This window comes from Micromonospora citrea, assembly GCF_900090315.1.
Classification (GTDB): Bacteria; Actinomycetota; Actinomycetes; order Mycobacteriales; family Micromonosporaceae; genus Micromonospora; species Micromonospora citrea.
On record NZ_FMHZ01000002.1, the window covers coordinates 663,292 to 688,045 of the forward strand.

The window sequence follows — 24,754 nt, forward strand, 5'->3', positions numbered from 1 at the left end:
CACACCTCACACCGGACGTCGGCCCCGGGTCGACACGAACTGGTACGACATCACGGCGAACCCGGGGTCGCGCAGGAGCCTGCGGAACGCCTCCAGTTGGCCGGGCGACACCCCCGCGTCGAGAAGTTCCGGCTCCAGTTGCCGGGAGTTCGTCTCGTGGAGCGACGCCCCGAGCGAGCCACCGGGCCAACTCCGCGAGTGGGTGACGGTGTCGACGTCGACCAGGCCCGCCGCTGCCAGCTGCGCGTGCACGTCCTGCGCCCAGGCCAGATCCGCGCCGTGGCTCTGGAGGATGCCGAGCATCGCGTCGGTCACCTGGGCGAAGAGCTTCGCCGCGTCGTCGCTCGGCGCGGTCAGCACCCGCAGCGGCGCGGTGCAGTCGAACTCCTCGATCACCAGCCACCCGCCGGGGGCCAGCGCGCCGGCCAGCGAGGCCAGCACGCGCCGCCGCTCCGGCAGGTGCAGCAGCACCAGGCGGGCGTGGATCAGGTCGAAGGCGTCCCCGGGGGGCGGCTCGGTGCGCACGTCGTGACGGCGGACGTCGAGGTTGGCACCCGGGGCGAGGTGCGCGGTGTCGATGTCGGTCGCCAGCACGCGTCCCGCCGGGCCGACCGCCTCGGCCACGCTCCGGGCGACCGAGCCGCCACCGGCGCCGATCTCCCAGCACACGCCGCCCGGGGCGAGCACCGGAGCGGCGAGCCGCGTCGCGGTCACCGGGTCCAGGAACGACTCCAGCGCCCGCAGCTGGGGCACGGCGTCCGGGGAGCCGTTGTCGAAGGTGTACTCGGTGTCACGGATGTCTGTCGGCATCGTTGCTCACCCCTGTCGAGGATGGTCGGGTCAGGTGCGCGGAACCGGCCCAGAGCCCGGGCACCGGTCGGGGAGCCGGCGGCTCCACGACCGCGGCGACGCTGAGCATCGCCGCCAGCCGGCCCGGGTCGGCCCGGGCCTCGTCCGCCGGCCGGTCGTAGACCACCCGGCCGTACTCGAGCACCGCGATCCGGTCGGCGACCTCGATGGCGTACGGGAGCTGCTGCTCGACGAGCAGCACGGTCAGCCCCGTCCTGGCGAGGGCGCCGACGAGGTCACGCACCCGGGCCGCCAGATCGGGGGCGAGCCCTTCGCACGGCTCGTCGAGCAGCAGCACCCGGGGCTGGCCGAGCAGGGCCCGGGCGATCGCCAGCATCTGCTGCTCGCCGCCGGAGAGCTGGTCGCCGCGGTGGCGCAGCCGGGCCGCCAACCGTGGCAGCAGCTCCAGGATCCGCGCGACCGTCCACCCCTCGCCGCCCGGCGTCGCGGCCCGCCACGGCGCGGCCGCGAGGACGAGGTGCTCGGCCACCGTCAACCGGGAGAAGACCCGCCGGCCCTGCGGGACGAGCCCGACCCCGCACCGGGCGATCCGGTGCGGCTGCCGGCCGGCCACCTGCACACCCCCGACTTCGACGCGCCCGCTGTAGGGCCGCACCAGCCCGGCGACGGCGTGCACCAGGGTGCTCTTCCCGGCGCCGTTGCGGCCCACCACCGCCTGCACGGTGCCCGCCGCCACGTCGAGGCTGACCTCGTGCAGCACGATCCCGCCTGCGTAGCCGGCGCAGAGCCGTTCCGTCCGCAGCATCAGGACACCCCCTCCGCCCAGGCCTGCCGGACCGGACCGGAGGCGCGGATCTCGGCGGGGGTCCCGGTGGCCACCGTCCGGCCGTCGCGCAGCACCGTCACCCGGTCGCAGAGCGCGTACACCAGGTCCAGCCGGTGCTCGACCAGCAGCACCGCGACGGCGCGCGGCAGGTTCCGCAGGAACTCCACCAGCCCGCCGACCTCGACGGCGGAGAGCCCGGCGGCCGGTTCGTCGAGCAGCAGCAGCCGCGGCCGGCCGGCCAGGGCCATGGCGATCTCCAGTTGGCGCCGCTGCCCGTGGGCGAGCCGGCCGGCGGGGACGCCGCCCACGTCACGCAGGCCCAGCCGCTCCAGCATCACCCCCGCCGTGCGCTCGGCGGCGGCGCGCTTCGCCCCCGGGCGCCACCGGCCGGGCCGCACCGCGTGCGGCAGCGCGGCCACCACCACGTTCTCGGTAGCGGTGAGGCTCGACCAGGTGGCGGGACGCTGATGGATCCGGCCGATGCCGCGCCGTGCGCGGGCGGCCGGCCCGAGCCGGGTGACGTCCCGGCCGGCGAGGTGCACCCGGCCGCCGTCCGCCCGCGTGGCTCCGCCGAGCACGTCGAGCAGGGTGGTCTTGCCGGCACCGTTGGGCCCGATGAGGGCGTGCCGCTGGCCGTGGTCGACCCGCAGGTCGACCCCGTCGAGCGCGGCCAGCGACCCGTACCGGACGGTGACGCCTCGGGCGGACAGCAGCGGCGTCATGCGCGTGCTCCCGTCGGCGCCGGCCGCTCCGCGGCGGGATCGGGGGGCCGCGCCGGCAGGCCCGGGAGCAGCCTCCCCCGCACGGCCGGCGGTCGGTGCCCGTCGCCGGGAAGCAGGTGGACGGTGACGACGAACGCCACCCCCAGCACCAGTGGCGCGTAGCCGGGGAGCACCCCGAAGAGCCAGTCCCGCCCGGCGATGACGATCGCGGCGCCCACCAGCGCGCCGCCGACCGACGCGGTGCCGCCGATCACCACCCCGAGCAGCAGCAGCGCCGAGGTGTCGAAGCCGAAGTCGGCCGGCGAGATGAACTGCTGGGCCACCACGAGCAGCGAGCCCGCCGCGCCCGCGACCGCCCCCGCCGCCACGTGCACGCCGGCCACCTGCGCCGACACCCGGTGGCCGCTGGCCCGCAGCCGCGCCTCGTCGTCCCGGCCCGCCCGCAGCAGCAGGCCGACCCGGGTGCGCAGGACCAGCAGCACCGCGGCGACCAGCACGGCGACGACGACCAGGGTGTACAGGTAGCGGGCCCGGTCGGTGGCCAGGACCGGCAGCCCCCACAGCGGACGTACCGGCGGCACCCCGGCGAGCCCGTCGGTGCCGCCGGTCACCGACCGCCACCGGCCGACGAGCGTCACCACGAGTTCGCCGACCGCCAGGGTGATCATCAGGACCACCACCCCGCGGGCGGACACCACGAGCGGAACGGTCGCCGCGGCCAGCGCCGCCCCGGCCGCCGCCGCGACGCCCAGGTGCACCACCCCCACGTCGGAGAGCCGGCTGCCGAGGACCGCGCTGGCGTACGCGCCGGCCGCGTAGGGCGCGGTCTGCCCGAGGGTGGGCAGCCCGGCCACGCCGGTGAGCAGGGCGACGCTCACCCCCACCAGGCCGAGAGCGAGGGTGCGGGCGAGCAGCGCGGCGGTGTAGTCGTCGACCGCCCACGGCGCCAGCAGAAGGCCGGCCAGGACGAGCACGGCGACGCCGCGCCGCAGCGCGCGTACCGCCTCCTGCCTCACGTCGCCCTCCGGGCCGTGGCCAGGCCGCGGGCCCGCACGGCCAGGACCGCGGCCATGGCGGCGAAGAGCAGGAACGGGGCGGCCGCCGGCGCCAGCGCCACCCCGAGGGTCTGGATCTGCCCGACGGCGAGCGCGGCCAGCAGGGTACCGGTCATCGACCCGAGGCCGCCGAGGACGACGACCACCAGCGACAGCAGCAGCACCGAGTCGGCGGTGTCCGGCCCGGGACCGATGATCGGCGCGCCGAGCACGCCGGCCGCGCCGGCCAGCGCCCCGGCGGCGGCGAGCACGCCCACCCGGATCCAGGCCGGGCTCACCCCGAGCGCGGCCACCATCTCGGCGTCGTCGACGGCCGCGCGGACCAGCATCCCGGCCCGGGTGCGCCGCACCGTGAGGTGCAGCAAACCGGCGAGCACGGCCGCGACGACGATGAAGACCAGCCGGTACGCGGCGTAGCGGTGCCCGGCGACGGAGACCGACCCGTCCAGCGCGGCGGGCACGCGCACCGGCGGGTCGTCCGGCCCGAACGCGGCCACGAGCAGGCTGCCGCCGGCCAGCGCCACCCCGAAGGTCAGCAGCGCCTGGGTGAGGTGGTTGCGCGCGGCGACGCGGGTGAGCAGCGCGGCGACCAGCGCGCCGGCCGCGGTGGCGGCGACCACCCCGACCGCCAGGGCCAGCAGCAGGCTCGGCCAGCCGCCGTCGAGCAGCGCGGCGGCGGTGTACCCGCCGATCGCGTACAGGGTGCCGTGCGCCAGGTTCAGGATGCCGGCGACGCCGAAGCAGAGCACCAGTCCCGCCGCGGCGACGAAGAGCAGCAGCCCGTAGGCCACCCCGTCCAGCGCGGGAACCAGGTACGGATCGATTCGCGTGTCGGCCGCCACGGCGCTCACCCGCCGACGGTGGCGAGGTCACCCACGACGGTGTTCGACAGCGCCCGGCCGTCCTGGCGCACCTGCCGGAGGTACCACTTCTGCACCGGCGCGTGGGTGGTCGGCGAGAACTGCCAGGTGCCGCGCGGGCTGGCGATCTGGCCGAGCTGGCCGATGGCCGCGTTGACGCTCTCCGGTGTCGGGTCGTCGCCGGCCGCCGCGATGGCGCGGTCGAGCACGGCCGCCGCGTCGTAGGAGGCCATCGCGTACGTCGTCGGGGAGCCGTCGTTCCTGGTCTTCCAGGCGGCCACGAAGGCGCGGTTCTCGGCGTTGTCGAGGTCGGGCGAGTAGTTGAGCACCGAGTAGATGTCGCGGGCGGCCTCGCCCTGGGCGTCGAGCACCCCGCCCTCGGTGAGGAACCCGGCGGCGTAGAGCGGCAGGTCCCGGATCTCCGACTGGGCGTACTGCTTGACGAAGTCGACGGCCGAGCTGCCGGCGTAGAAGGTGTAGACGGCGTTCGCGCCCGAGGCCTTGATCCGGGCGAAGTACGGGGTGAAGTTGGTGGTCGTCGGGAACGGGGTGAAGGTGGTTTTGCCGTCGGGGTTGGCCAGCTTGCCGCCGGCCGCGGCGAACGCGTCGGTGAAGCCCCGCAGCTCGTCCCAGCCGCCCTGGTAGTCCGGGCCGATGGCGTAGACGCTGCCCCTGACGTTGTCGCGCACGTGGCGGGCGATCGCCTCCCCCGGCTCGTCGGAGAGGTAGGAGGTGTGCCAGATGCGGGAGACGTCCTTGAGTTCGGGGCGCCCGTTCGAGCCGACGAACGGCACCTTCGTCTCGTTGAGCAGCGGGTAGACCGCCGCCACCGAGCCGCCGCCGACGATCCCGGTGAGGGCGACCACGCGGTCCTGCTTGAGCAGCTTCGTCGCGGCGGGCACCGCGGTCGCGGCGCCGTTGCCCTCGTCGGCGACGACCAGGTCCACCTTCCGGCCGCCGAGCTTGCCGTCGTGGGTGGCCAGGTAGAGCTCGAAACCGGCGCGGATCTCCTTGCCGACCGCCTGGTAGGTGCCCGACAGCGACGCCAGCAGGCCGATCTTGATCGATCCGGTGGGCCCGGAGCCGGGCCCGTCGTCGGCACAGGCGGTGGTGGCGAGCAGGACGGCGGCGAGCAGCGCCGCGACGCGGGCACGGCGGCGCCCGGGGGTGGTCAGAGACATGTCTTCTCCTGCGAGGGGATGGGGGTTCCGGCGTGGGCCGGGTGTCAGCGGCTGCGGCTGAGCGCCGCCCGGGCCGCGGGGGTGAGCGCGTCGCCGATGCGGTTCGCCAGCTCGGTCATCTCGTAGGAGACCTTGCCGACGTCGCACTGCGGGTCGGCGAGCACCAGCAGGGACGCGCCGTCGTTGAAGGCCATCGAGAACATGAAGCCGCCCTCGAGCTGGGTGACGTTGGAGATCACCGCCCCGGCGTCGAAGAAGGCGGCCGCGCCGCGCAGCAGGCTGACCAGCCCGCTGCCGGTCGCCGCCAACTGGTCCGCCCGGTCCGGCGGGAGGCCCCGGGTGGCGGCCACCATCAGGCCGTCGCTGGAGATCGCGATCGCATGGCTGACCTCGGTGGCGCGCTCGGCGAAGGCGTCCAGCAGCCAGCCGAGATCCTGTTGGTCGGTCACGTGCTCTCCCTGTCGGGTCAGTTGTTGATCGGATTGGGCCGGCGGCCCGCGACGCCCCGCGCGTACGCGGCCATCGCGGTGGCCACCTGGGCCGGATCACGGTGCTCGGAGCGCTGCCTCGGCACCGTGACGCCGCCCGGCACCAGGTGCCGTTGCGGCTGACGCCGGGGCAGGCCGGACGTGGTGGTGGCGACGACCTCGGGCGCGTCGGCCCGGGCGGCGGTGCGCCAGGCGTCGTCGGCGGGGCCCGCCCACTGCGTCCCGTTCGCGCCGTCGTCGTGGCTGGCCCGGAACCAGTGGTTGACCTCTTCGAAGATGACGAGTTCCTCGGTGGGCTCGTCACCGCGCGCGGGCGACGTCGGTGCGGGCCGGAACACCGGCGCCACCGGCAGCGCCCGCTCGACGGGCGGCCTCCCGGCCCACGGCTCCGGCGCCGCGGCCTCGTACGCCGTCGGCCCGCTTTGGTACGCCGTCGGCCCGACCGTGGTCCGGGCCGCGCGCCGCGACGGCCGGGCGGGCGTGAGCAGGAACTCCTCCGGGGGCAGCGGACGGATGATCGTCGCGGGGAGCGCCGCCTCGGCGATGGTGCCGCGGCGGGGCCCGGGACGGAGCTGGACCGCCACGCCGAGCCGGGCCGCGAGCTGTCCCACGACGACCAGCCCCATCGCCCGCACGGCCGCGACGTCGATGGCCGGCGGGCGGGCCAGCAGGTCGTTGAGCTGCTGACGTCGCTGCGCGGACAGCCCCACGCCCTCGTCGCTGACCTGGACGACCACCCGGTCGCCGAGGCTGCGGCCGGTCACCCACGCCTCCGTTCCGGGCGGGGAGTAGCCGGTGGCGTTGTCCATCAGCTCGGCCAGCAGGTGCACGACCTCGTCGACGGCGTCGGCCGAGACGGCGACGTCGCCGTCGACCAGGCCGAGGCGGATCCGGGCGTAGTGCTCGATCTGGCTCTGCGCCGCCTGGAGCACCTGTTGCAGCGGCACGTCGTGCTGGCGTACCCGCCCGACGCCCACCCCGCCGAGCACCAGCAGGCTGGCGTTGATCCGCCCCATCCGGGTGGCCAGGTTGTCCAGCGTGTACAGCTGGTCCAGCCGCTCGGGGTCGGTCTCGTCCCGCTCGACCTTGTCGACCTGTGCCAGCACCGCGTCGACCAGCCGCTGCTCCCGGCGACTGAGGTGGATGAAGATGTCGGCCGTGTTGGCCCGCATGACCGCCTGCTCGGCCGCCGTACGCACGGCCGCCCGGTGCACAGCCGCGAACGCCTCCCCCACCTCGCCGATCTCGTCGCCGCTGGACGCCTCCAGCGTCTCCGCGGACTGCCGCCGGGCCAGCTCGTCCGGGTCCAGCGACGAGCTGCCGGGGTGTTGGAGCCGGGCCACCACCTGCGGCAGCCGTTCGAAGGCGACGGCGTTCGCCGCGTCCCGCAACCGCCGCAGGCGCCGGGTGATCTGCCGGGCCACCGCCCAGGTGACCAGGGCGGTGAGCAGCAGGGCCGCCACCGCGGCGGCGGCCTCCACGGCCGTACGCCGCCGTTGGTCGGCGTGGGCGTCGCGGATGTCGTCGAGCACCGCCGCGTCGACCCGTTGGCGCAGCTCGGCGAGGCGCACGGACCACTGCTGGGTGGCGGTGACCCAGGCGCCCGGGTCCAGCCGCAGCCGGGTTCCCGGCCGGGTCCTCGACACCTCGTCCTGCATCCGTTGCAGCAGCAGGGCGTCCTCGCCGCTGCCCGCCTGCTCCCACCAGCCCTGCCAGGCCGGCCGGGCCAGTGCCAGGAACGAGAGGCTGGACTCGGTGAAGCCGGACCGGGCCGCGGCGATGTCCTGCTGCATGGCGGGGGTCAGTCCGTCGGCGGCGATCGCGCGCAGGACGGCGACCTGCTGCTGTCCGACCGACTCGGCCACCTTGGACAGCGCCGCGGAGGCGCGCATGCCGTCCGCGATCCGGGCGTTGACCACGCCGAGGGTGACGCTCTCGCGGAGGCTGAGCAGGTCGGCGATCGCGATCCGGTAGCTGAAGGTCATCGCGGACACCGAGGCGTGCGCCGCCGTGCGCACCTGCGCGCGCAGCGGCGGCAGCCCTTCCAGCGCCAGGTCGATCCGCTGCAGCGCGGTCCGGCTGGCCGCGGCGCCGGAGGGGGCCTGGTCGCGCTGCCGGCGGTAGCGGGCCACGGCGGCGTCGGTGGCGGCGGTGGCGTCCGCGAACGCCTCCTGCTGCTCCGACGCGCCGCGGCTGAGCAGGTCGGCGGCGACGACGCGCTCGCGTTGCAGCCGGTGGGCCAGGTCGCCGGCCTCGGCGCCGAGCCGCGCCAGGGTGCCGAGGTCGCTCGCCCGGGTCGTCTGGCGGGCGCTCTCTGTCAGCGCGAGGCCGGCGAAGCCCATCACGGCGACCAGCGGGGCGACGACGATGAGGCGCATCCGGGTGGCAATCTTCCAACCGCGGCGGCGGGTCGGGTAGGGTCGGGCCGCGTGGGACCTCGTGCTCGACGCCAAGACTGACTCCCGCGACTCATCCAAGACGGCCTATGTGCACCTTGCCGTATGCACGTCTCATTCCGCCGGAACCCGCGCCCGCAGACCAGACCTGACGGTGGTACAAACAGCCCGTACCAGCATCTGTACCCAGCGTCAGCAACGTCGACCCAGTTCGGGGCGTACCGGCCGCCGCGCACGTCAGGAACGCCCGGACCGCCCGCCCGAGGGGTGCGGCGGGACGTCCGTCTCCGGCTGGACGCTGAGCACCTGGTCGATCAGCTCCCGCAGCTCGTCTATCGCCGCGACGACCGCCTCCGGATCCCGCGCGTCGCGCCGTGGCGTCGGCGGCGCGAGGGCCGGATCGAGCCGGGCCACCTCCCCGAACCGGGGGCCCCGACGGCCGTCCGCCGCCAGCTGCTCCGCCGCGACCTGCGGCCACAGCGCCGCGAGGCGCCCGCCGGTGCCGAGCACCTCGTCGCAGCGGACGGCGAACTCGTGGCTGCCGTACCGGCGTCCGGACTCGACCGCGGCGACCGTCTCCCGGCTGAACCGCACCCGCTCGGCCAGCGCACGCTGGGTCAGCCCCCGCCGCGTACGCCAGGTGCGCAGTTCGGAACGGAACCGGTGGATGGCACCGGCGCCGGCGGCGCTCGACGGGGGCGTGCGATCCATGTGTTCACCTTCGCGACGCCGATCGACTGGCAACCGGATCAGCGTCAAATCGAGTTTGGGCGATGACTGGACATTCGCAGGGGACAATTCTTAACCCACGAGCCGACGGGTGTGAAGACGTGACTTCGCACAGTGGTCGCCAACCGCAGGTGGGGGGTCAGGGACAGCCGCTCCGGTGTCTCGGCGCGCACCGGGACGCCACCGCGTGCCGCCGGCGCGACGGAGGCGTCCAGCCGTCTCCGGGCACGGGATCGGGGCCGGCACGACACCGCCCCGGGGCCGCCGGTCATCCGGCGACGGGCGCCGCCGGCGCACCGGACGACACCGCCACGTCGACGACCACGGGCAGGCTCCGGTGCGCCCGGAACGCGACATTGGCCTTGTACGAACGGCGGTGGCCGGCCGCCAGACGAAGACCGGGAATTGCCTCGGCGAGCCGGGTCAGCGCCACCTGCGCCTCCAGTCGCGCCAATGCCGCCCCGATGCAGAAATGGGGACCGTGCCCGAACGACACGTGGCCGTCGGCGTCGGGCCGGCGCGGATCGAATTGCTCCGGGCGGGCGAATACCGCCGGATCCCGATTCGCGGCGCCGATGAGCAGCAGGCAGCGCGCCCCGGCCGGGACGGTGACGCCGCCCAAAGTCACCGGCCGGCGGGTCACCCGCAGCCAACCGTCGATGGCGGGCGCGAACCGCAGCGTCTCGGTCAGGAACGCCGGAACGCACTGCGGGTCCGCCCCGATCTCCCGCCACCGGTCCGGGCACGACAGCGCCTGGTCGAGCGCGTGGGCGAGGAGCCCGGCGGTCGTCTCGTGCCCGGCGACCAGGAGGTTGAACACGATGCTCGACACCTCGGCCACCGTGAGCACCTCGTCGTCGCCGTCGCGGTGGGCCAGCAACTGCCCGACGTAGTCGTCGCCGTACCGGCCACCGTCGAGTCGGGCGGCCACCAGGTCCTGGCAGTAGCGCCAGAACTCCAGCAGCCCGCGCGCGAGCCGGACCTGCTCGGCCGGCTCCGGTCGCCCCCAGATCAGCGCGATCTGACCGTCGGCCCACGCCCTGACCCGGCCGACGTCCTCCGCCGGCACGCCGAGGATGTCGAGCACCACCAGCAGGGGCAGCTCGGTGGTGAACTCCGCGACGAGGTCGGCCCGCCCGCCGGCACGCGCGACGAGCCGGGACACCAGTTCGTCGACCCGGCGCCTGACGATCGCGCCGTACCGGTGCTCGACGCGTTCGGGGGTGTTGGCGAACGTCGCCCGCAGGGCCCGACGTGTCCTGGGATGCACCGGAGGGTCCGCGGCGGCGGTGGTGGGCGGCGCGTCGATCCGGGCGACGATGCCCATCGCCTCGGGGCAGACGTCGTAGACCGGGGCGAGGGTGAGGGCGTTGCCGAACGTCGCGACGTCACCGAGCGCACGGCGGACGTCGGCGTGCCTGGTGATCAACCACAGCCCGAGCTCGTCGTCGTGGCGCACCCCGCCGGATTCGTCGAGCAGTCGCCTCCACACGTGCGCCGGATCGGACAGATACGCCCCTGCGAACGGATCCAACCGCATGACCGCCTCCTGGAGTGCCATGACCGCGCCACGGGATTGCCGAACGTCCTCCCGGGTCCGGGGTCACCGCCGCGCGCCCTCACGGTGCGTCAATTGAGGGACGAAGTCAACATCAGTATTCGTCAATTCATGTATTCGCGGATTCACGTCGTCGGGAACGCGCGCGCCATTTCGTCCTGCAACTTGCGGGACGCCTCTTGCTCGGCGACCATCGCGCCGACCAGCGTAAACGACGCAAGGGCACGCGGCAGGTCACCACCTCGCCGCGCCGCCCGCGTGTTCATGGCGGCCCGTCGAAAAAGCGGGCGCGGGGCGCGCCGATTGACGACTCCTGCCGGCGGGACAGGCGGGTGCGGCGGCGTTTGAACGGGGTCCAGACGGTGCCGCGGTCGCCTTGGACGGCGGTGAGGTCGTCGGCGCAGGCGGCCAGCAGGTCGACGGCGTCGCGCAGGTCGCGCCACACGGTGACCACCGACACCTCGAAGCCGGCGGCCAGCCGGGTGCGGGTGTCGCCGTTGCGCAGGTGGGCCACGGCCATCAGCGCCCGCCGCTGCGCAGGCAGCCTCCGCCAGCGGGCGCCGAGCGCACGTCGGCGGTCGCGGATCAGCTCGGTCAGGCGGGTGAGACTGGGCGTGGACGGCGGGACAGGTCAGCAACGAAGCTCCCCTGCCGGGCAGCGCGTCTTGGTCGACTGCTGTCCTGCCGGGAGCTTCGTCCGCACTATCTGGAGCAGCGACACACCACTGAGCGCCTGCTCAGGAACCCTTGATCACGAGGAAAATGGCCCATTGACCGACACCGCTGCTGGGAACACCTTCACCGAGTTACGAGGCGTCCTTTAGATTTGTTCACGAGAGCCCACCAAAAAACCCTGGTCAAGCCATGTTTATCGATCCGTTACCAAGGGCGGACTCCGCAGGAACTGCGGCACCCTTACGGTCCATCTATAACTACTGCAGATACGGAGTGATTCATGAAAAAAGCAGCGAAGAAGCGACTCGCAGCGGCGGGGGGAGCACTCGCACTCGCGTTTGCCGGCATCCTTCCCGTCGCGGTACCGGCATCTGCGGCGGTCGAACCCATTCCGAGCGCGACGGTGGATGGGAGAGACGCCGAAACGATGGACTTCGGAACCATGGCGTCATGTGCGAACTGGACGCCGCACATGAGGCGAGTCATCGTCGGCAGCGCGAAGGTGCACAGCAGCTACTACGGGTCATCCCCTGTGGTAGCCACATGGAAGTCCAAGACGCTTTTCCGCATCGACAAGCGCTGCGTGAACAATCACGGAAACGTGTGGTGGCACTCGGACTGCTGCACTGGCGTTAAGGGCTGGATCTGGAACGACTACACGGAGTTCGCCCACTACAACTGACAGGGCTCCCCCCACTGCCGTTGGTCGCTGCGAACAGAGCGCCTTGAGTTTTGCGCAGCTACCAGCGCGGTGATTGAGCAACGGCACAACCAGTCACATAGCGACCATCTTCGCGCCTCTGAGGTGAACTGGCCAGGGCGACAAGGTGTATGCCCGACCAGGCATACGACCTTGTCGCCCTGACCCCTTGGGCGTCGACCCCTTCGATCTTCGCCCCACAGTCAATTCTTGAAGGGCACACAACCCGAGCTCGGCAGTCGCGCTGAGCGCCTCTCGCCGTGGGTCTGGCTGGTCGGATCGTGATGCGGGGCGAGGATGGCCTCGATGATCGCGGTGGCCCGTCGGGGGCTGCAGCGACACTCACCATCCAGGCCGAGCGGCGCGGTCGCCCGGCAAGGCGCGGCCGCATTGCCGCGAGCCGGGGCTAGGCGGGCTTCCGGGTGACCGCCTCCGAGGGCCGTTGAGCAGATCGAGTAAACCGGACATCTGCTCCATGGGGGCGCTAAAGACGGATACCATGTCAAGACGGATGAATGGCCGATAGTATCCGCTGTGAGCGCGATTGACAGGTGGATGCTGCCCCGACGGCGTTCCGCATCCCGACCATCCGATCCACGCAGGGGCGAACCATGGCCAACGACCATCACCGTCGTCGCCCGCAGTCTCGCCTCCGCCCGGTTCGCTGGCGGCCTACACCGGTCACCCTTCGGACTCGTCGGCGTGTCGGCGCGGGCGTGCGACTCGTCGTCGCACTGATGCTGGCGGGCGGAACATACGCCGCCTTCGCACCCAGCGTCCGCGCGGACGAGACCCCACGGTTCAGCGGCGCCGCGGCCGAGGGCGAGGCCCTGTTCGACCTCGGCTGCGTCACCTGTCACGGCAACAACGCCCAGGGGGTGCAGGGTCGCGGCCCGAGTCTCGTCGGCGTCGGCGCGGCGTCGGTGGAGTTCCAGGTCGGCACCGGCCGAATGCCGCTGGCACGCCAGGAGGCGCAGGCCATGCGCAAGCCGCAGCTCTACACCGACGAACAGGTCCGCCAGTTGGCCGCCTACATTCAGGAACTCGGCGGCGGACCGGTCGTGCCGGACTCCGTCGGAGGCGCGATCCCCGACGCCGATCTGGTACGCGGCGGTGAACTGTTCCGAATCAACTGCTCGCAGTGCCATGCGTTCGGCGGCGGTGGGGGCGCGTTGTCCTCCGGAAAGTACGCCCCCAGCCTGTATCCCGCCACCGATCGGATCATCTACGCGGCCATGCTCAGCGGCCCGCAGAACATGCCGGTCTTCGGCGACAGCGCGCTCACCCCTGAGCAGAAGGCCGACGTCATCGCCTACATCCAGCAGGTCGTACAGGACGACCGCGACCCGGGCGGGTTCAATCTCGGCCGCTACGGCCCGTCCACCGAGGGCCTCACGGTCTTCCTGGTCGGCATCGTCGCATTGGTCATCGCCAGCTTGTGGATCGCAGGAAAGTCGTGAGCGAGCACCTGACACGGCAGGGCCGGGGGCCGGTCGAGGTGACCGGTCGGAACCTGTCCCGCTTCGAGGTGGTACGCGAAGGTGCACGCCGCGACGACATCGAGATAGTCCACTACGAGCCGCAGGTCGCACCCGGCTCCCGGGCCGAGCAGCGGCTGAGCAGGACGGTGGCCGCCCTGTTCCTGCTCGCCGGGCTCGCGGGCACGGCGTTCCTGGTCGTCTACATCTGGTGGCCGTGGCGGTACCGCCTCCGCGGCGACATCGAGGAGCTCTACACCCCGCTGCTCGGCGCGACCGCGGGCATCGCCATGCTCGGTATCGGCTTCGGCATCCTGGTGTGGGGCAAGAAGCTGCTGCCCAAGGAGATATCGATCCAGGACCGGCACGAGGGGGCCGTCTCCCCCGACGAGCAGAGGATCACCGGCCAGACGATGCTGCACATGGTCGACGAACTGGGCGTCCGGCGCCGCCCCCTGCTCGGGGTCTCCCTCCTGGCCGGGCTGGCTCCGGTCGGCGCTGCCGTCGCCGCGCCACTGGTCGGTGGGCTGATCAAGGATCCGCACGACGGCCGGGAACTGTTCACCACGGGGTTCGCGCCCGCCGACGACAACGGCGCGGTCACCCGCGTCCGGCTCGTACGCGAGGACGGTCGACCGGTGCGGCCCTCGTTCCTGCTGCCCGGCGGGCAGCTCACCGTGTTTCCCGGGATCCCCCACGGTGTCAGCAACCAGTACGCCGATTCGGTCACCCTGCTCATCCACCTGCGCGCCGCAGACGCCCTGACCGCACGGGAGAACAACCGTGACATCGGTCGGGTGGACTGGATGTGGGGCAACTACATCGCCTACTCCAAGATCTGCACGCACGCCGGCTGTCCCGCCAGCCTCTACGAGCAGCAGACCAACCGGCTGCTCTGCCCGTGCCACCAGTCGCAGTTCCTCGTCACCGACAACGCCAAGCCCATCTTCGGCCCCGCCAGCCGCCGCCTGCCCCAACTGCCCATCGAGGTCGACGACGAAGGGTTCTTCGTCGCCACCTCCGACTACCAGGAGCCGATCGGCCCGGACTTCTGGGAACGCCCCTGACCCGGCCGCTGTCGGTCCGGCAGACCGTCGCCGTCCCTGCGTCTCGCCCGCGCCGCCTGCCGCCCCGACCGGGGTCGGGCGGTGTCTTCCCCACCGCCTTCCGCGGGTTCCGCGATGCCGGGGCCTCCGTCAGGCCGGGGCTTCCGTCCGGGCAGGTGTGAACAAGGCGGTTCGGGGGACTCGTCCCTCGTGGCCCGTCGGCAGACCCGCTCCACCCGTACTGCCGCGATCCGCGACAGCTTCTGGCTGATGCCTGCCTGTTTCGCCGCCTGCTCCCTGCTGCTGGCGATCGCCCTGTCGACCGTGGAGCTGCGTCTCGTCCTGCCGCTGAACAACGTCCTGCCCAGCGGGCCAGCCGGTGCCCGCGCGCTGCTCTCCGCGATCATCACCGCGATGATCTCTCTCACCGCGCTGGTCTTCTCCATCACCGTGGTCGCCCTGCAGTTGGTCGCCAGCCAGTACTCTCCCCGGATCCTGCGCACCTTTCTCGAAGACCGCGTCATCCAGGCCGCCCTCGGACTGTTCATCGCGACCTTCCTCTTCGCCATGGTCGTGCTCGCCGCACTGCCCGACCGGCCCGGACCACGGGTGCCGGAACTGTCCCTGGCCACCAGTCTGCTGCTCGTCCTGGCAAGCAGCGCCGTCTTCGTGTGGTACCTGCACCACGTCACAACGATCATGAGGGTGTCCCACGTCGTCGCCGCCATCGGCGCCCAGACCCGCCGAAGCGTCGACACCCACCACCGCGTCGGCCCCGGCACGAATCCCGCCGTCCCGTCCGGCCCTCCGTTCCAGATCGTCGCCGCCGACAGCAGCGGCATGATCACCGACATCGACGTCGACCGGCTCGCCCGTACGGCCGGCCGTCACCACTGCCTCGTCGTCGTCCTCCCGGCCCCGGGTGACTTCGTCGTAGCGGGTCAGCCGCTCCTGGCGACATATCCCGTCACCGACACCCCGCCGCGCCCGCTGCCGCCCGGCGTCGCCGCCGCGGCGGTCACCATCGGGCCCGAACGCAGCCCCGGCAGGGACGTCGGCTTCGGCTTCCGGCAACTGGCCGACATCGCCGAGCGCGCCCTCTCCCCCGGCGTCAACGACCTCACCACCGCCGTACGCGCCATCCAGGAATCCCACGACCTGCTGCGGCGGCTCGCGACCCGCCCCGACCAGCCCGAGGCCGTCTTCGACGCCCAGGGACGACTGCGGGCCGTGGCGCCGCGACAGTCGTTCGCCAGTTTCCTGGCCGTCGCCATCGATGACGTTGCCCACGCCGGACGTGACCAACCCAGAATCGTGGACCTCCTGCGCCGGGTCCTCGACGACCTCGCCGTGGCCGCGGCCGACTACCACCGCCCCGCGATCAGCCGCCGCCGGAGGCTACTGGACACCAACCCGACCCCAGGTGGAACGAAGCCACCCACCGAGCCGTGAATCCGTGCGCCGACGCGGGTCGGCCGGCCGTCCCGCGCCGACCGACCCGCGGGAGCGCTAGAGGGTACGCGCGAGACGGTCGGCGAGGATGCGGGTGAACCGGGACGGGTCGGCCAGCTCCCCGCCCTCGGCGAGCAGCGCCATGCCGTACAGCAGCTCGGCGGTCTCCTTCAGCGACTCCTCGGCGCCGCCCTGCTCGTGGGCCTTGCGCAGCCCGGTGACGAGCGGGTGCCCCGGGTTGAGCTCCAGGATCCGCTTGACCGACGGCACCTCGTGCCCCATCGCCCGGTACATCTTCTCCAGCGTCGGGGTGATGTCGTGGGCGTCGCCGACGACGCAGGCCGGCGACGTGGTCAGCCGGGAGGAGAGCCGGACCTCCTTGACCGAGTCGGCGAGCGTGGTGCCCATCCAGGTGAGCAGGTCGGCGAAGTCCTTGCGCTGCTGCTCGCGCTCGGCCTCGGCCGCCTTCTTCTCCTCCTCGGTGTCCAGGTCGACCTGGCCCTTGGCGATCGAACGCAGCGTCCTGCCCTCGTACTCGCCGACGCGCTCGACCCACACCTCGTCGACCGGGTCGGTGAGCAGCAGCACCTCGTAGCCCTTGGCGCGGAACGCCTCCATGTGCGGCGAATTCTCGATCATGGAGCGGGACTCGCCGGTGGCGTAGTAGATGTCGCTCTGCCCGTCCTTCATCCGGCCGACGTAGCCGGCGAGGTCGGTCGGCTCGGCCGGGTCGTGGGTCGAGGCCACGGAGAGGATCTCCAGGAGGGTGTCCCGGTTCTCCGTGTCGTCGATCAGGCCCTCCTTGACCGCGGCGCCGAACTCGGTCCAGAACGTCCGGTAGCGCTCGGCGTGGTTGGCCTTCATGTCCTTGACGGTGGCCAGGATCTTCTTGACCAGCCGGCGGCGGACGACCTGGATCTGCCGGTCCTGCTGGAGGATCTCCCGGCTGATGTTCAGCGACAGGTCGTGCGCGTCGACGACGCCCTTGACGAAGCGCAGGTAGTTGGGCATGAGCGCTTCGCAGTCGTCCATGATGAAGACGCGCTTGACGTAGAGCTGCACGCCGCGGCGGCCCTGCGGGGCGAACAGGTCCAGCGGCGCGTGCGACGGGATGAACAGCAGGGCCTCGTACTCGAAGGTGCCCTCGCCCTTCATGTGCACGATGTCCAGCGGGTCGGCCCAGTCGTGGCTGACGTGCTTGTAGAACTCCTTGTACTCGGCCTCGTCGACCTCGTCGCGGGGCCGCGCCCAGAGCGCCTTCATCGAGTTCAGCGTCTGGGTCTCGGTGGTGGTCGCGTCGCCCTCGCCCGGACGCTCGACGGTCATCCGGATCGGCCAGGCGATGAAGTCGGAGTAGCGCTTGACGATCTCCCGGATCGTCCACTCGGCGGTGTAGTCGTGCAGGTTGTCCTCGGCGTCGGCCGGCTTGAGGTGCAGGGTCACCGACGTGCCCTGCGCCGCCTCGTCGACCGGCTCGACCGAGTAGGTGCCCTCGCCGGCCGACTCCCAGCGGGTGCCGCCGGTCTCCCCCGCCCGCCGGGTCACCAGCTCGACCCGGTCGGCGACCATGAACGCCGCGTAGAAGCCGACGCCGAACTGGCCGATCAGCTCCTGCCGCGCCCCGGCGTCGGCGGACTCGCGCAGCTTGCGCAGCAGCTCCGCCGTACCCGACTTGGCGATCGTGCCGATCACCTGGACGACCTCGTCGCGCGACATGCCGATGCCGTTGTCCCGGACGGTCAGCGTGCGTGCCGCCTTGTCGACCTCGATCTCGATGTGCAGGTCGGAGGTGTCGACCTCCAGGTCCTTGTCGACCATCGACGCCAGGCGCAGCTTGTCCAGCGCGTCGGACGCGTTCGAGATCAGTTCGCGCAGGAAGACGTCCTTGTTCGAATAGATCGAGTGGACCATCAGCTGGAGCAGCTGACGCGCCTCGGCCTGGAACTCCAACGTCTCGGCCCGGTTGCTCACACCGTGTCCCTTCATCCTCGAAAGCCCACCAGAGAGGTTCGCGGAAAGGATACGAGTCGTCGCTCGCCGCGAGACGGCGACCGCCCGACCGGGCGTCACAGGCAGACCCGGCCGCTGACCCGGAAGAGTCGGGACACCGGGTCGTCCCCACGTCCGCCAGATGGACGGCGCCAACCGTGGCACCCCGCGACGGCTGCGGCGGTCGCTTCGTCCCCTGGCGAAGATGGCCTATATGTTGGTTCATGGCCCCGAACGAGTCCGCTGGGTTTCTCCGCGAGGGATACCGGGACACCCCCGTCGCCACGATCCTGACGATCGTCGGCGCGCTGGTGGCGATCGCCGGTCCCGTACTGGACATCGCGGTCAATCCAGCAACACTGAGCGAGGAGGATCCGTCGGAGTGGGCCCTGGCGGTCCTCTTCACCGGGATCGCGCTGGCGTTCGTCGGCTCCCTGGTCGCCGCGTCGGGCAACAAGCGCCAGACCGCCCGCATCACGGCGAAGATCGACGAGGCGCTGCACCCACCGTCGACATCCGTCCCGTCGGCCGAGCAACCACACCTGCCCCCACCGGGGATGTCGCCGCCGCACGATCGCGTCGTCTCGCAGCTCAACGACATCGTCAGAAACGAGCTGCGGCGAATGGAACGACGGGGCCTGCGGATGCAGTGGTTCTTCTTCGCCGCGGGGATACCGGTGGGAATCCTGATCAACGTGTTCGTGGGGTAGTTTGCGTCGACCGTGAGTGGTCGCGCGCCTTGCCGGAGGCCCGTACCGTCGACGGTGGCGTCACCGTGGCCGCCGGGGAGAGCCGAGGGCTGGTGCGACCGCCACATCCGGCGGTCAGTACGGTAGGGATGTGTCTCTATGGATGGCCGCGATGTGGGGACTGGTCGGCAGCGCGGTGGCCGAGGCGCTCAACCTGTCCGGGATGATGCGCCCCACCACCGAGTCGCAGGGCCGGTGGCAGTGGCCGTGGCGGGACCGGCGGGACGCCCCGATCGTGGTTTTCGCGGTGCTGCTGCGGACCGTGGCCGGCACCGGGCTCGCCGCCGCGGCCGGGGCGGGTGGCCTCGCCACCACCGCCTTCGCCAGCTTCACCTTCGGGGTGGCGGCGCCGCTCGTGATCGCCAAGATGTTCGACCAGGTCCGGGTGACCGACCAGCCGACCGAGGACACGCCCCGCGGACCGGACGGCGAGCACGATGACGCCGCGTGACAGCCTGCTGGGCAGGTTCGTCAGCGCGCTGGCGGCCCGACCGGCCACCACGGCGAGGGCCGTTCCCGTGCCGACCCGCACCAGGCTCGCCGCCGCGCTCGCCGCGAGGCCGGTGGTCCCGGCGAGCCCTGGTCCCGCCTTGGCGCCCGTCGGGGACGCCGACCACGGCGGCAAGCTGACCCAACGGGTCAAGCAGGTGCTGGCCGGCATCCTGGGCGTCACCGCCGACCAGCTGCGCGTCGACGCCGACGGCGACGTCGCCGTCCGCGTCGGCTCCGCCATGATCTTCGTACGGGCACAGGACGACCCGCCCCTGGTCGACGTCTTCTCGCCGCTGCTCACCGGGGTCGAGCCGACCGAGTCGCTCTACCGGCGGCTCTCCGACCTCACCAACGGTCTCGTCGTCGGCCGGGTCTACTGCACCGGCGACACCGTCTGGGCGTCCGTCCCCGTCTTCGGGAAGGACTTCGCGCCCACCCACCTGCTGCTGGCCGTACGCGCCATGGTCGAACTCGCCGACGACCTCGACGACCGCCTCCGGCGGGAGTTCGGCGGCAGCCGCTTCTTCGGCGAGGAGTCCACCGGCCTGGCCGCGGTCCCCGACCCCGCCGGCTACCTGCGCGACCTGGACCGGGCCGGCGCGAGCGGGGCGGGCAGCGTCCTGGTCGACCTGCTGGCCGACCGGGGGCGGACCGACGAGCTGCGGCTCCGCGCCGAGCACGGCGACTGGCACGCCGCCGCCCGGCTCGCGGCGCTGCTCGCCGAGGAGGGGCGCGCCGAGGAGGCCGAACTGTACTGGCGGATCGCCGCCGACCAGGGCGACCCGAGGGCCCGCGACGAGCTGGCCACCCTGCTGGCCGCCCGGGGCCGGCACGACGAGGCGATCGCGCTGCTGCGGCAGGCGGTCGACGGCGGCGACTGGCGCCCTCTGCCGCTGCTGCTCACGCTGCTCACCGAGCACGGTCTCGTCGACGAGGCGATCACCCTGCTGCGCCGCCGCGCGGCCGGCCGGGACTGATCCGCCGAAACGCCGGACCCGACCGCGCCCGACCCGCCCGCCGCCCGGGCCGGCCGCGCCCCACCGGCCGGGGAGCGCCTCCGTCTCGCTGGCCAGGTCGCCCACCGTCCGGGGAGCGCCTCCGTCGCTGGCCAGGTCCCCACCGGCGCTGGCCGGCCGGCGGTGCCGGCAGGTCGCCCACCGGCACTGGCCGGCCGACGGTGCCGGCAGGTCGCCCACCAACGCTGGCCGCCGACGTCGACGTCGACGGGCCGCGTACCGGCGCGGGCCGCCGACGGGCCGCGTACCGGCGCGGGCCGCCGACGGGTGGCGTACCGGCGCGCGGGCCGGTCGCGGAAGCCGGAAATCCGATCCGGGCCGGGAGGTGTGGCCGAGCCGGCACGTGGGTAGAGAGACGCGCTGGGGTGCCGGCGGAGGTGCGGTTCGAGCCGGGTGCCAGGATGAACGGGTAACACCAGCAAGGGTCGGTCGGGCCCGGAAGTGAGGGCTGCGATGGGGTGCGACCGAGGGTGACGCGGCCCACGGGGGACCTGTTCGCCGACGGCGGCGAGACCGGGCGGCTGATGGCACGGCTGGACTGGGCGGCCACTCCGCTCGGCCCGGTCGACGGCTGGCCGCAGAGCCTGCGTGCCGCCGTCCGCGTGGTGCTCTCGTCCCGCTACCCGATGCTGCTGCTCTGGGGCGACCGGTTCACCCAGCTCTACAACGACGCGTACTCGGCGCTGATCGGCGACAAGCACCCCGACGCGCTCGGCGACGACGTGCGGGTCACCCTGGCCGAGGGCTGGGACGTGCTGGCCCCGTTGATCGACGAGGCGATGGCGACCGGGGTCGCGAGCTGGGTACCGGCCCTGCGACTGCTGCTCGACCGGGCCGGTTACCGCGAGGAGGCGTACTTCAGCGTCTCGCACGCCCCCGCCCGCGACGACGAGGGCCGCACGGTGGGCGTGCTCACCGTGTGCAGCGAGGTCACCGACCAGGTGGTCGGCGAGCGCCGGTTGCGCCTGCTGCGCGACCTGGCCGTCCGCGGCGACGGCCGGACCGTCGACGTGGCGAGCACCTGCGCCCGGCTGGCCGAGGCCGTCGGCGGACACCCGCTGGACGTCCCGTTCGCCGCGATCTACCTGCGCGAGGACGTGCTGCTGCGCCGGGTCGCCTGCGTCGGCGGCGAGAAGGTGACCGCCGCGCTGCCGGTCACCCTGCCGGCGGCCGAGGATCGGCAGTGGGGCCTGGCGGTCGCCGCCGCTGGCGAGGCCACCGAGGTCACCGGGCTGGCCGAGCGGCTGCCCGTGCCCGCCGGCCCCTGGGACGATCCGGTCGACACGGCGCTGGCCCTGCCGCTGCCGTCGGCCGAGGCGGACCAGCCGCTCGGGGTGCTGCTGGTCGGGGTGAGCCCGAGCCGGGAGCTGGACGAGGCGTACCGGTCGTTCTACGCGCTGCTGGCCCAGCAGGTCGCCGTCGCCGTGCGCAACGCGCAGGCGTACGAGGAGGAGCGCCGGCGGGCCGAGGCGCTCGCCGAGCTGGACCGGGTCAAGACCAGCTTCTTCACCAACGTCAGCCACGAGTTCCGCACCCCGCTGACGCTGATGCTGGGCCCGCTCGCCGACGCCCTCAACGACCACGAGCACCCGCTGTCCGCCGCGCAGCGCGAGCGGGTCGACACCGCCTGGCGCAACGCCACCCGACTGCTCACCCTGGTCAACAGCCTGCTCACGTTCTCCAGCCTGGAGGCCGGCCGGGCGCAGAGCCAGGCCCGAGAGGTCGACCTGGCCGCGCTCACCGCCGAACTGGCAAGCGTCTTCCGGTCGGCCGTGGAGCGCGCCGGGCTGCGCCTGGAGGTGGACTGCCCGCCCCTGCCGCGCCCGGTGGCCGTCGATCCGGTCAACTGGGAGCGCATCGTCACCAACCTGCTGTCCAACGCCCTGAAGTACACCTTCGTCGGCGGGATCCGGGTCGGGTTGGCCGCCGACGGCCAGGAGGTGCGGCTGACCGTCGCCGACACGGGCATCGGCATCGCCGAGGAGGAACTGCCCCGGCTCTTCGAGCGCTTCCACCGGGTGCACGGCGCCCGGTCCCGCAGCCACGAGGGCACCGGCATCGGGCTGCCCCTGGTCCGCGAGCTGGCCCGCCTGGAGGGCGGCGACGTACGGGTGGAGAGCCGGGTGGGGGCGGGGACGACGTTCACCGTGGCGTTGCCCTGGTCCGTGGCGGGCCGGCCGGCCAACCCGGCGGACGTGGACGGCGTGGGCGCCCCGGACGGTGTGGGCGGCGCGGCCCGGGCCGCCGCGCAGGAGGCGATCGGCTGGCTGGCCGACCCGGCGCAGGCGTCGGCGACCGCGCCGGCCGGACCGGTGGTGTCGCCGTACGGGGCCGTGGACGCGCTACCGGGCGCGCGGATCCTGGTCGCCGACGACAACGCGGACATGCGCGCCTACCTGGCCCGGCTGCTGGCCGGGCAGGGGTGGCGGGTGGAGACCGTGGGCGACGGCCGGCAGGCGCTGGAGGCGATCCGCCGGGACCGGCCGGACCTCGTCCTCACCGACGTGATGATGCCCGACGTCGACGGCTTCGAACTGGTCCGCCGGCTGCGCCAGCAGGCCGACACCCGGGAACTGCCGGTGGTGGTGCTCTCCGCGCGCGCCGGCGGGGACGCCAGCGTGGAAGGGCTCGACCTGGGCGCCGACGACTACGTCGTCAAGCCCTTCGCGGCGGGCGAGCTGATCGCCCGGATCCGGGCGAACCTGCACGGCGCCCGCGTCCGGGGGCGTGGCCCGCTCGGCGGCGCGGCCCGCTCCGACGACCCGCACGACGCCACGCGTGGCGGGACGCCGTCCGGTCCGGTGGACGCCGTTCCGGGCACTGGCGGCGATCCCGGGTACGGCTCGTCGTCGGGTGGGCGTGGCCGGGACGACTCGCACGGCACGGGGACACTTCCGTCGCCCGGGGACGCAGGCCCCGCCTCCGCCGCCGGGGCGCCGGCCGACCGGTCCCGGGCCACCGGCCCGCTCCCGCCGGGCGACCCCGCCACGGCCGGGGACGGGCCACGCACGCGGGACGGCGGGGACGCGCACCTGACGGCGCTGGACACCGGATGGACGTACCCGTCGAAGCCCACCTCGGCCGCGGCGATGCGCCGGGACGTGCGAACCTCGCTGGAGGCCGTGGACGTCGACCCGGACATCGTGCAGGATCTGCTGCTGGCCGCCTCCGAGGCGGTCAACAACGCCGTGGAGCACGCGCAGCGCCCCAGCCGGCCCGAGGTGCGGGTGCGGCTCCGGGTCGCCGACGGCACGGTCCGGATCTCGGTACGCGACTTCGGCACCTGGCGGGACCGCCGGCCCGCCATGGACCGGGGGCGCGGCGCCACGCTGATGAACGCGCACGCCGACGTGCGGATGGTGTCGACGGCCGAGGGCACCACGGTCACCATCGAACGCCACCTCCCGCCCGCCCCTTGACGCTACGGATGTCCGGTTCGGGGGGCGGCGCAGTGGGGATGATGTGACGCCTGTCTGGTTCGTCATGATTGCGGTGGTGGGGGTCACCGGCCCGGCGGGCATCGCCCGCCGACGCGGGGCGTTGTAACCACCCGTGAGCGCGTGACCCCCCGGCCCTGCGTTGGCCCGGGGCGGCGGCCGGAATGCCGGCCGGACCCACGTCGTTACATCCCCCGGACCCAGGGACACCGCCGGCTGCGGCGGCCGCCGGAAACACCCGGCCCACCCCCACCGGTTACCTCCCCCGGAAGCCCCGCGCCCCACCCCGCACCGCAAGGGGCGCACCCTGCATTTTCTGGCGTGACCTTTCCCGACCCGCGACACGACCCACCCCCGGCGTGTCCGCGTACCCCCGATCGAAAGGTGACCTCACCATGCGTACCGACATCCTGCGTAAGACCGCCCTGACCGCTGCCGGCCTCGCCTTCACCGGCGGCGCCATCGCCGGCCCCGTCACCACCGCCCACGCCGCCCCGACCGGCAGCAATCCCGTCTCGGTCACTCAGGACCGCAAGAACGGCGAGCGGGAACTCGGCGTCCGCTACGAGGCCCAGCCGAACTTCTACTACTGCGGCCCCGCCGCCGCCCGCAACGCCCTCAGCGTCCAGGGCAAGAACATCGACGTCGACGGCATGGCCAAACTGATGGGCACCACCGAAGCCGGCACCAACTCCATCAACGACATCACCCCCGTCCTCAACAAGGAAACCGGTAAGGACGCCTACCAGTCCGTCGAGATCCGCGAAGCCACCGCCGACGACAAGCAGACCCACAAGCTGCGCACCGACATCGTCACCGCCATCGACGAAGGCCACGCCGTCGTCGCCAACATCGCCGGCACCGCCACCGACACCGACGGCACCACCCACTCCTTCGAAGGCGGCCACTACATCAGCGTCGTCGGCTACCGCGACAACGGCAACACCGTCACCATCGCCGACTCCGCCGACCCCAACCAGGCCTCCTACCGGATGAGCATCGACACCCTCGCCGACTGGATCGCCACCCGCGGCTACACCGCCTGACCGACCGCTCGACACCACCACCAACGACAAGGGCCGGCCCCGACAAGGG

At 73.1% G+C, this 24,754-nt stretch carries 21 protein-coding genes and 1 pseudogene; 9 read left to right on the top strand and 13 right to left on the bottom strand.

Features of this window, described 5'->3' with window-relative positions; translation table 11 throughout:
* Positions 1-6 precede the first annotated feature (6 nt).
* The 12 genes and pseudogenes from GA0070606_RS03265 to GA0070606_RS03315 all read right to left on the bottom strand — a co-directional run.
* Positions 7-810 (bottom strand): class I SAM-dependent methyltransferase, encoded by an 804-nt coding sequence (locus tag GA0070606_RS03265; protein WP_091094988.1) that lies wholly within the window; start codon positions 808-810, stop codon positions 7-9.
* Complete coding sequence (locus GA0070606_RS03270; RefSeq protein ID WP_091094989.1) at positions 791-1,615, bottom strand: ABC transporter ATP-binding protein; 825 nt, start codon at positions 1,613-1,615, stop codon at positions 791-793. The genes GA0070606_RS03265 and GA0070606_RS03270 overlap by 20 nt, the downstream gene beginning before the upstream one ends.
* The gene (locus tag GA0070606_RS03275; RefSeq protein WP_091094990.1) at positions 1,615-2,358 is read right to left on the bottom strand and encodes an ABC transporter ATP-binding protein; all 744 of its coding nucleotides are present in this window, start codon (positions 2,356-2,358) and stop codon (positions 1,615-1,617) included. The genes GA0070606_RS03270 and GA0070606_RS03275 overlap by 1 nt, the downstream gene beginning before the upstream one ends.
* Entirely contained in the window at positions 2,355-3,374 is a 1,020-nt protein-coding gene (locus GA0070606_RS03280) for a branched-chain amino acid ABC transporter permease (RefSeq protein WP_091094991.1), read from the bottom strand. The genes GA0070606_RS03275 and GA0070606_RS03280 overlap by 4 nt, the downstream gene beginning before the upstream one ends.
* Positions 3,371-4,264: a branched-chain amino acid ABC transporter permease gene (locus GA0070606_RS03285; RefSeq protein WP_091094992.1), complete on the bottom strand. Its 894-nt coding sequence runs from the start codon at positions 4,262-4,264 to the stop codon at positions 3,371-3,373. The genes GA0070606_RS03280 and GA0070606_RS03285 overlap by 4 nt, the downstream gene beginning before the upstream one ends.
* Positions 4,261-5,454 (bottom strand): ABC transporter substrate-binding protein, encoded by a 1,194-nt coding sequence (locus GA0070606_RS03290; protein ID WP_091094993.1) that lies wholly within the window; start codon positions 5,452-5,454, stop codon positions 4,261-4,263. Before GA0070606_RS03290 ends, GA0070606_RS03285 begins: the two co-directional genes overlap by 4 nt.
* Positions 5,455-5,498: 44 nt before the next feature.
* Positions 5,499-5,903: a roadblock/LC7 domain-containing protein gene (locus GA0070606_RS03295; protein ID WP_091094994.1), complete on the bottom strand. Its 405-nt coding sequence runs from the start codon at positions 5,901-5,903 to the stop codon at positions 5,499-5,501.
* Positions 5,904-5,920: 17 nt separating this feature from the next.
* A complete protein-coding gene (locus tag GA0070606_RS03300; protein ID WP_091094995.1) occupies positions 5,921-8,320 on the bottom strand; it encodes a sensor histidine kinase in 2,400 nt (799 codons plus the stop codon).
* Positions 8,321-8,575: 255 nt separating this feature from the next.
* Positions 8,576-9,049 carry a helix-turn-helix transcriptional regulator gene (locus GA0070606_RS32860; protein ID WP_091094996.1) on the bottom strand — a complete coding sequence of 158 codons (474 nt, stop codon included), beginning with the start codon at positions 9,047-9,049 and terminating at the stop codon, positions 8,576-8,578.
* Positions 9,050-9,335: 286 nt separating this feature from the next.
* Entirely contained in the window at positions 9,336-10,607 is a 1,272-nt protein-coding gene (locus tag GA0070606_RS03310; RefSeq protein WP_176737224.1) for a cytochrome P450, read from the bottom strand.
* A 143-nt stretch (positions 10,608-10,750) separates the two neighbouring features.
* On the bottom strand, positions 10,751-10,891 hold the full coding sequence (locus GA0070606_RS32370; protein WP_176737225.1) for a hypothetical protein: 141 nt from the start codon (positions 10,889-10,891) through the stop codon (positions 10,751-10,753).
* A gap of 116 nt (positions 10,892-11,007) precedes the next feature.
* Positions 11,008-11,223, bottom strand: a pseudogene (locus GA0070606_RS03315) (transposase family protein); the annotation flags it as partial.
* Between the two features lie 357 nt (positions 11,224-11,580).
* Here GA0070606_RS03315 and GA0070606_RS31845 point away from each other — a divergent pair.
* From GA0070606_RS31845 to GA0070606_RS03330, 4 genes are all read left to right on the top strand, one after another.
* Entirely contained in the window at positions 11,581-11,982 is a 402-nt protein-coding gene (locus tag GA0070606_RS31845; RefSeq protein ID WP_141721568.1) for a hypothetical protein, read from the top strand.
* A 629-nt stretch (positions 11,983-12,611) separates the two neighbouring features.
* Positions 12,612-13,460 carry a cytochrome bc1 complex diheme cytochrome c subunit gene (gene qcrC / locus GA0070606_RS03320; RefSeq protein WP_091094998.1) on the top strand — a complete coding sequence of 283 codons (849 nt, stop codon included), beginning with the start codon at positions 12,612-12,614 and terminating at the stop codon, positions 13,458-13,460.
* Positions 13,457-14,545 carry a cytochrome bc1 complex Rieske iron-sulfur subunit gene (gene qcrA / locus GA0070606_RS03325; RefSeq protein ID WP_091094999.1) on the top strand — a complete coding sequence of 363 codons (1,089 nt, stop codon included), beginning with the start codon at positions 13,457-13,459 and terminating at the stop codon, positions 14,543-14,545. Before qcrC ends, qcrA begins: the two co-directional genes overlap by 4 nt.
* Before the next feature lie 189 nt (positions 14,546-14,734).
* Positions 14,735-15,976: a DUF2254 domain-containing protein gene (locus GA0070606_RS03330; RefSeq protein ID WP_176737226.1), complete on the top strand. Its 1,242-nt coding sequence runs from the start codon at positions 14,735-14,737 to the stop codon at positions 15,974-15,976.
* A gap of 57 nt (positions 15,977-16,033) precedes the next feature.
* On the opposite strand, the gene htpG is transcribed toward GA0070606_RS03330, so the two are convergent.
* The gene (gene htpG / locus GA0070606_RS03335; RefSeq protein ID WP_091095001.1) at positions 16,034-17,962 is read right to left on the bottom strand and encodes a molecular chaperone HtpG; all 1,929 of its coding nucleotides are present in this window, start codon (positions 17,960-17,962) and stop codon (positions 16,034-16,036) included.
* Between the two features lie 227 nt (positions 17,963-18,189).
* Between htpG and GA0070606_RS03340 the strand changes: the two genes are divergently transcribed.
* From GA0070606_RS03340 to GA0070606_RS03360, 5 genes are all read left to right on the top strand, one after another.
* The gene (locus GA0070606_RS03340) at positions 18,190-18,675 is read left to right on the top strand and encodes a hypothetical protein (protein WP_091095002.1); all 486 of its coding nucleotides are present in this window, start codon (positions 18,190-18,192) and stop codon (positions 18,673-18,675) included.
* Positions 18,676-18,805: 130 nt separating this feature from the next.
* On the top strand, positions 18,806-19,165 hold the full coding sequence (locus tag GA0070606_RS03345) for a hypothetical protein (protein ID WP_141721570.1): 360 nt from the start codon (positions 18,806-18,808) through the stop codon (positions 19,163-19,165).
* Positions 19,152-20,183, top strand: coding sequence for a T3SS (YopN, CesT) and YbjN peptide-binding chaperone 1 (locus GA0070606_RS33835; protein ID WP_091095004.1), 1,032 nt, complete (start codon positions 19,152-19,154; stop codon positions 20,181-20,183). The genes GA0070606_RS03345 and GA0070606_RS33835 overlap by 14 nt, the downstream gene beginning before the upstream one ends.
* A 509-nt stretch (positions 20,184-20,692) precedes the next feature.
* On the top strand, positions 20,693-23,641 hold the full coding sequence (locus GA0070606_RS03355) for an ATP-binding protein (RefSeq protein WP_245724552.1): 2,949 nt from the start codon (positions 20,693-20,695) through the stop codon (positions 23,639-23,641).
* A gap of 413 nt (positions 23,642-24,054) precedes the next feature.
* Positions 24,055-24,705, top strand: coding sequence for a C39 family peptidase (locus GA0070606_RS03360; RefSeq protein ID WP_091095005.1), 651 nt, complete (start codon positions 24,055-24,057; stop codon positions 24,703-24,705).
* Positions 24,706-24,754: the final 49 nt, after the last annotated feature.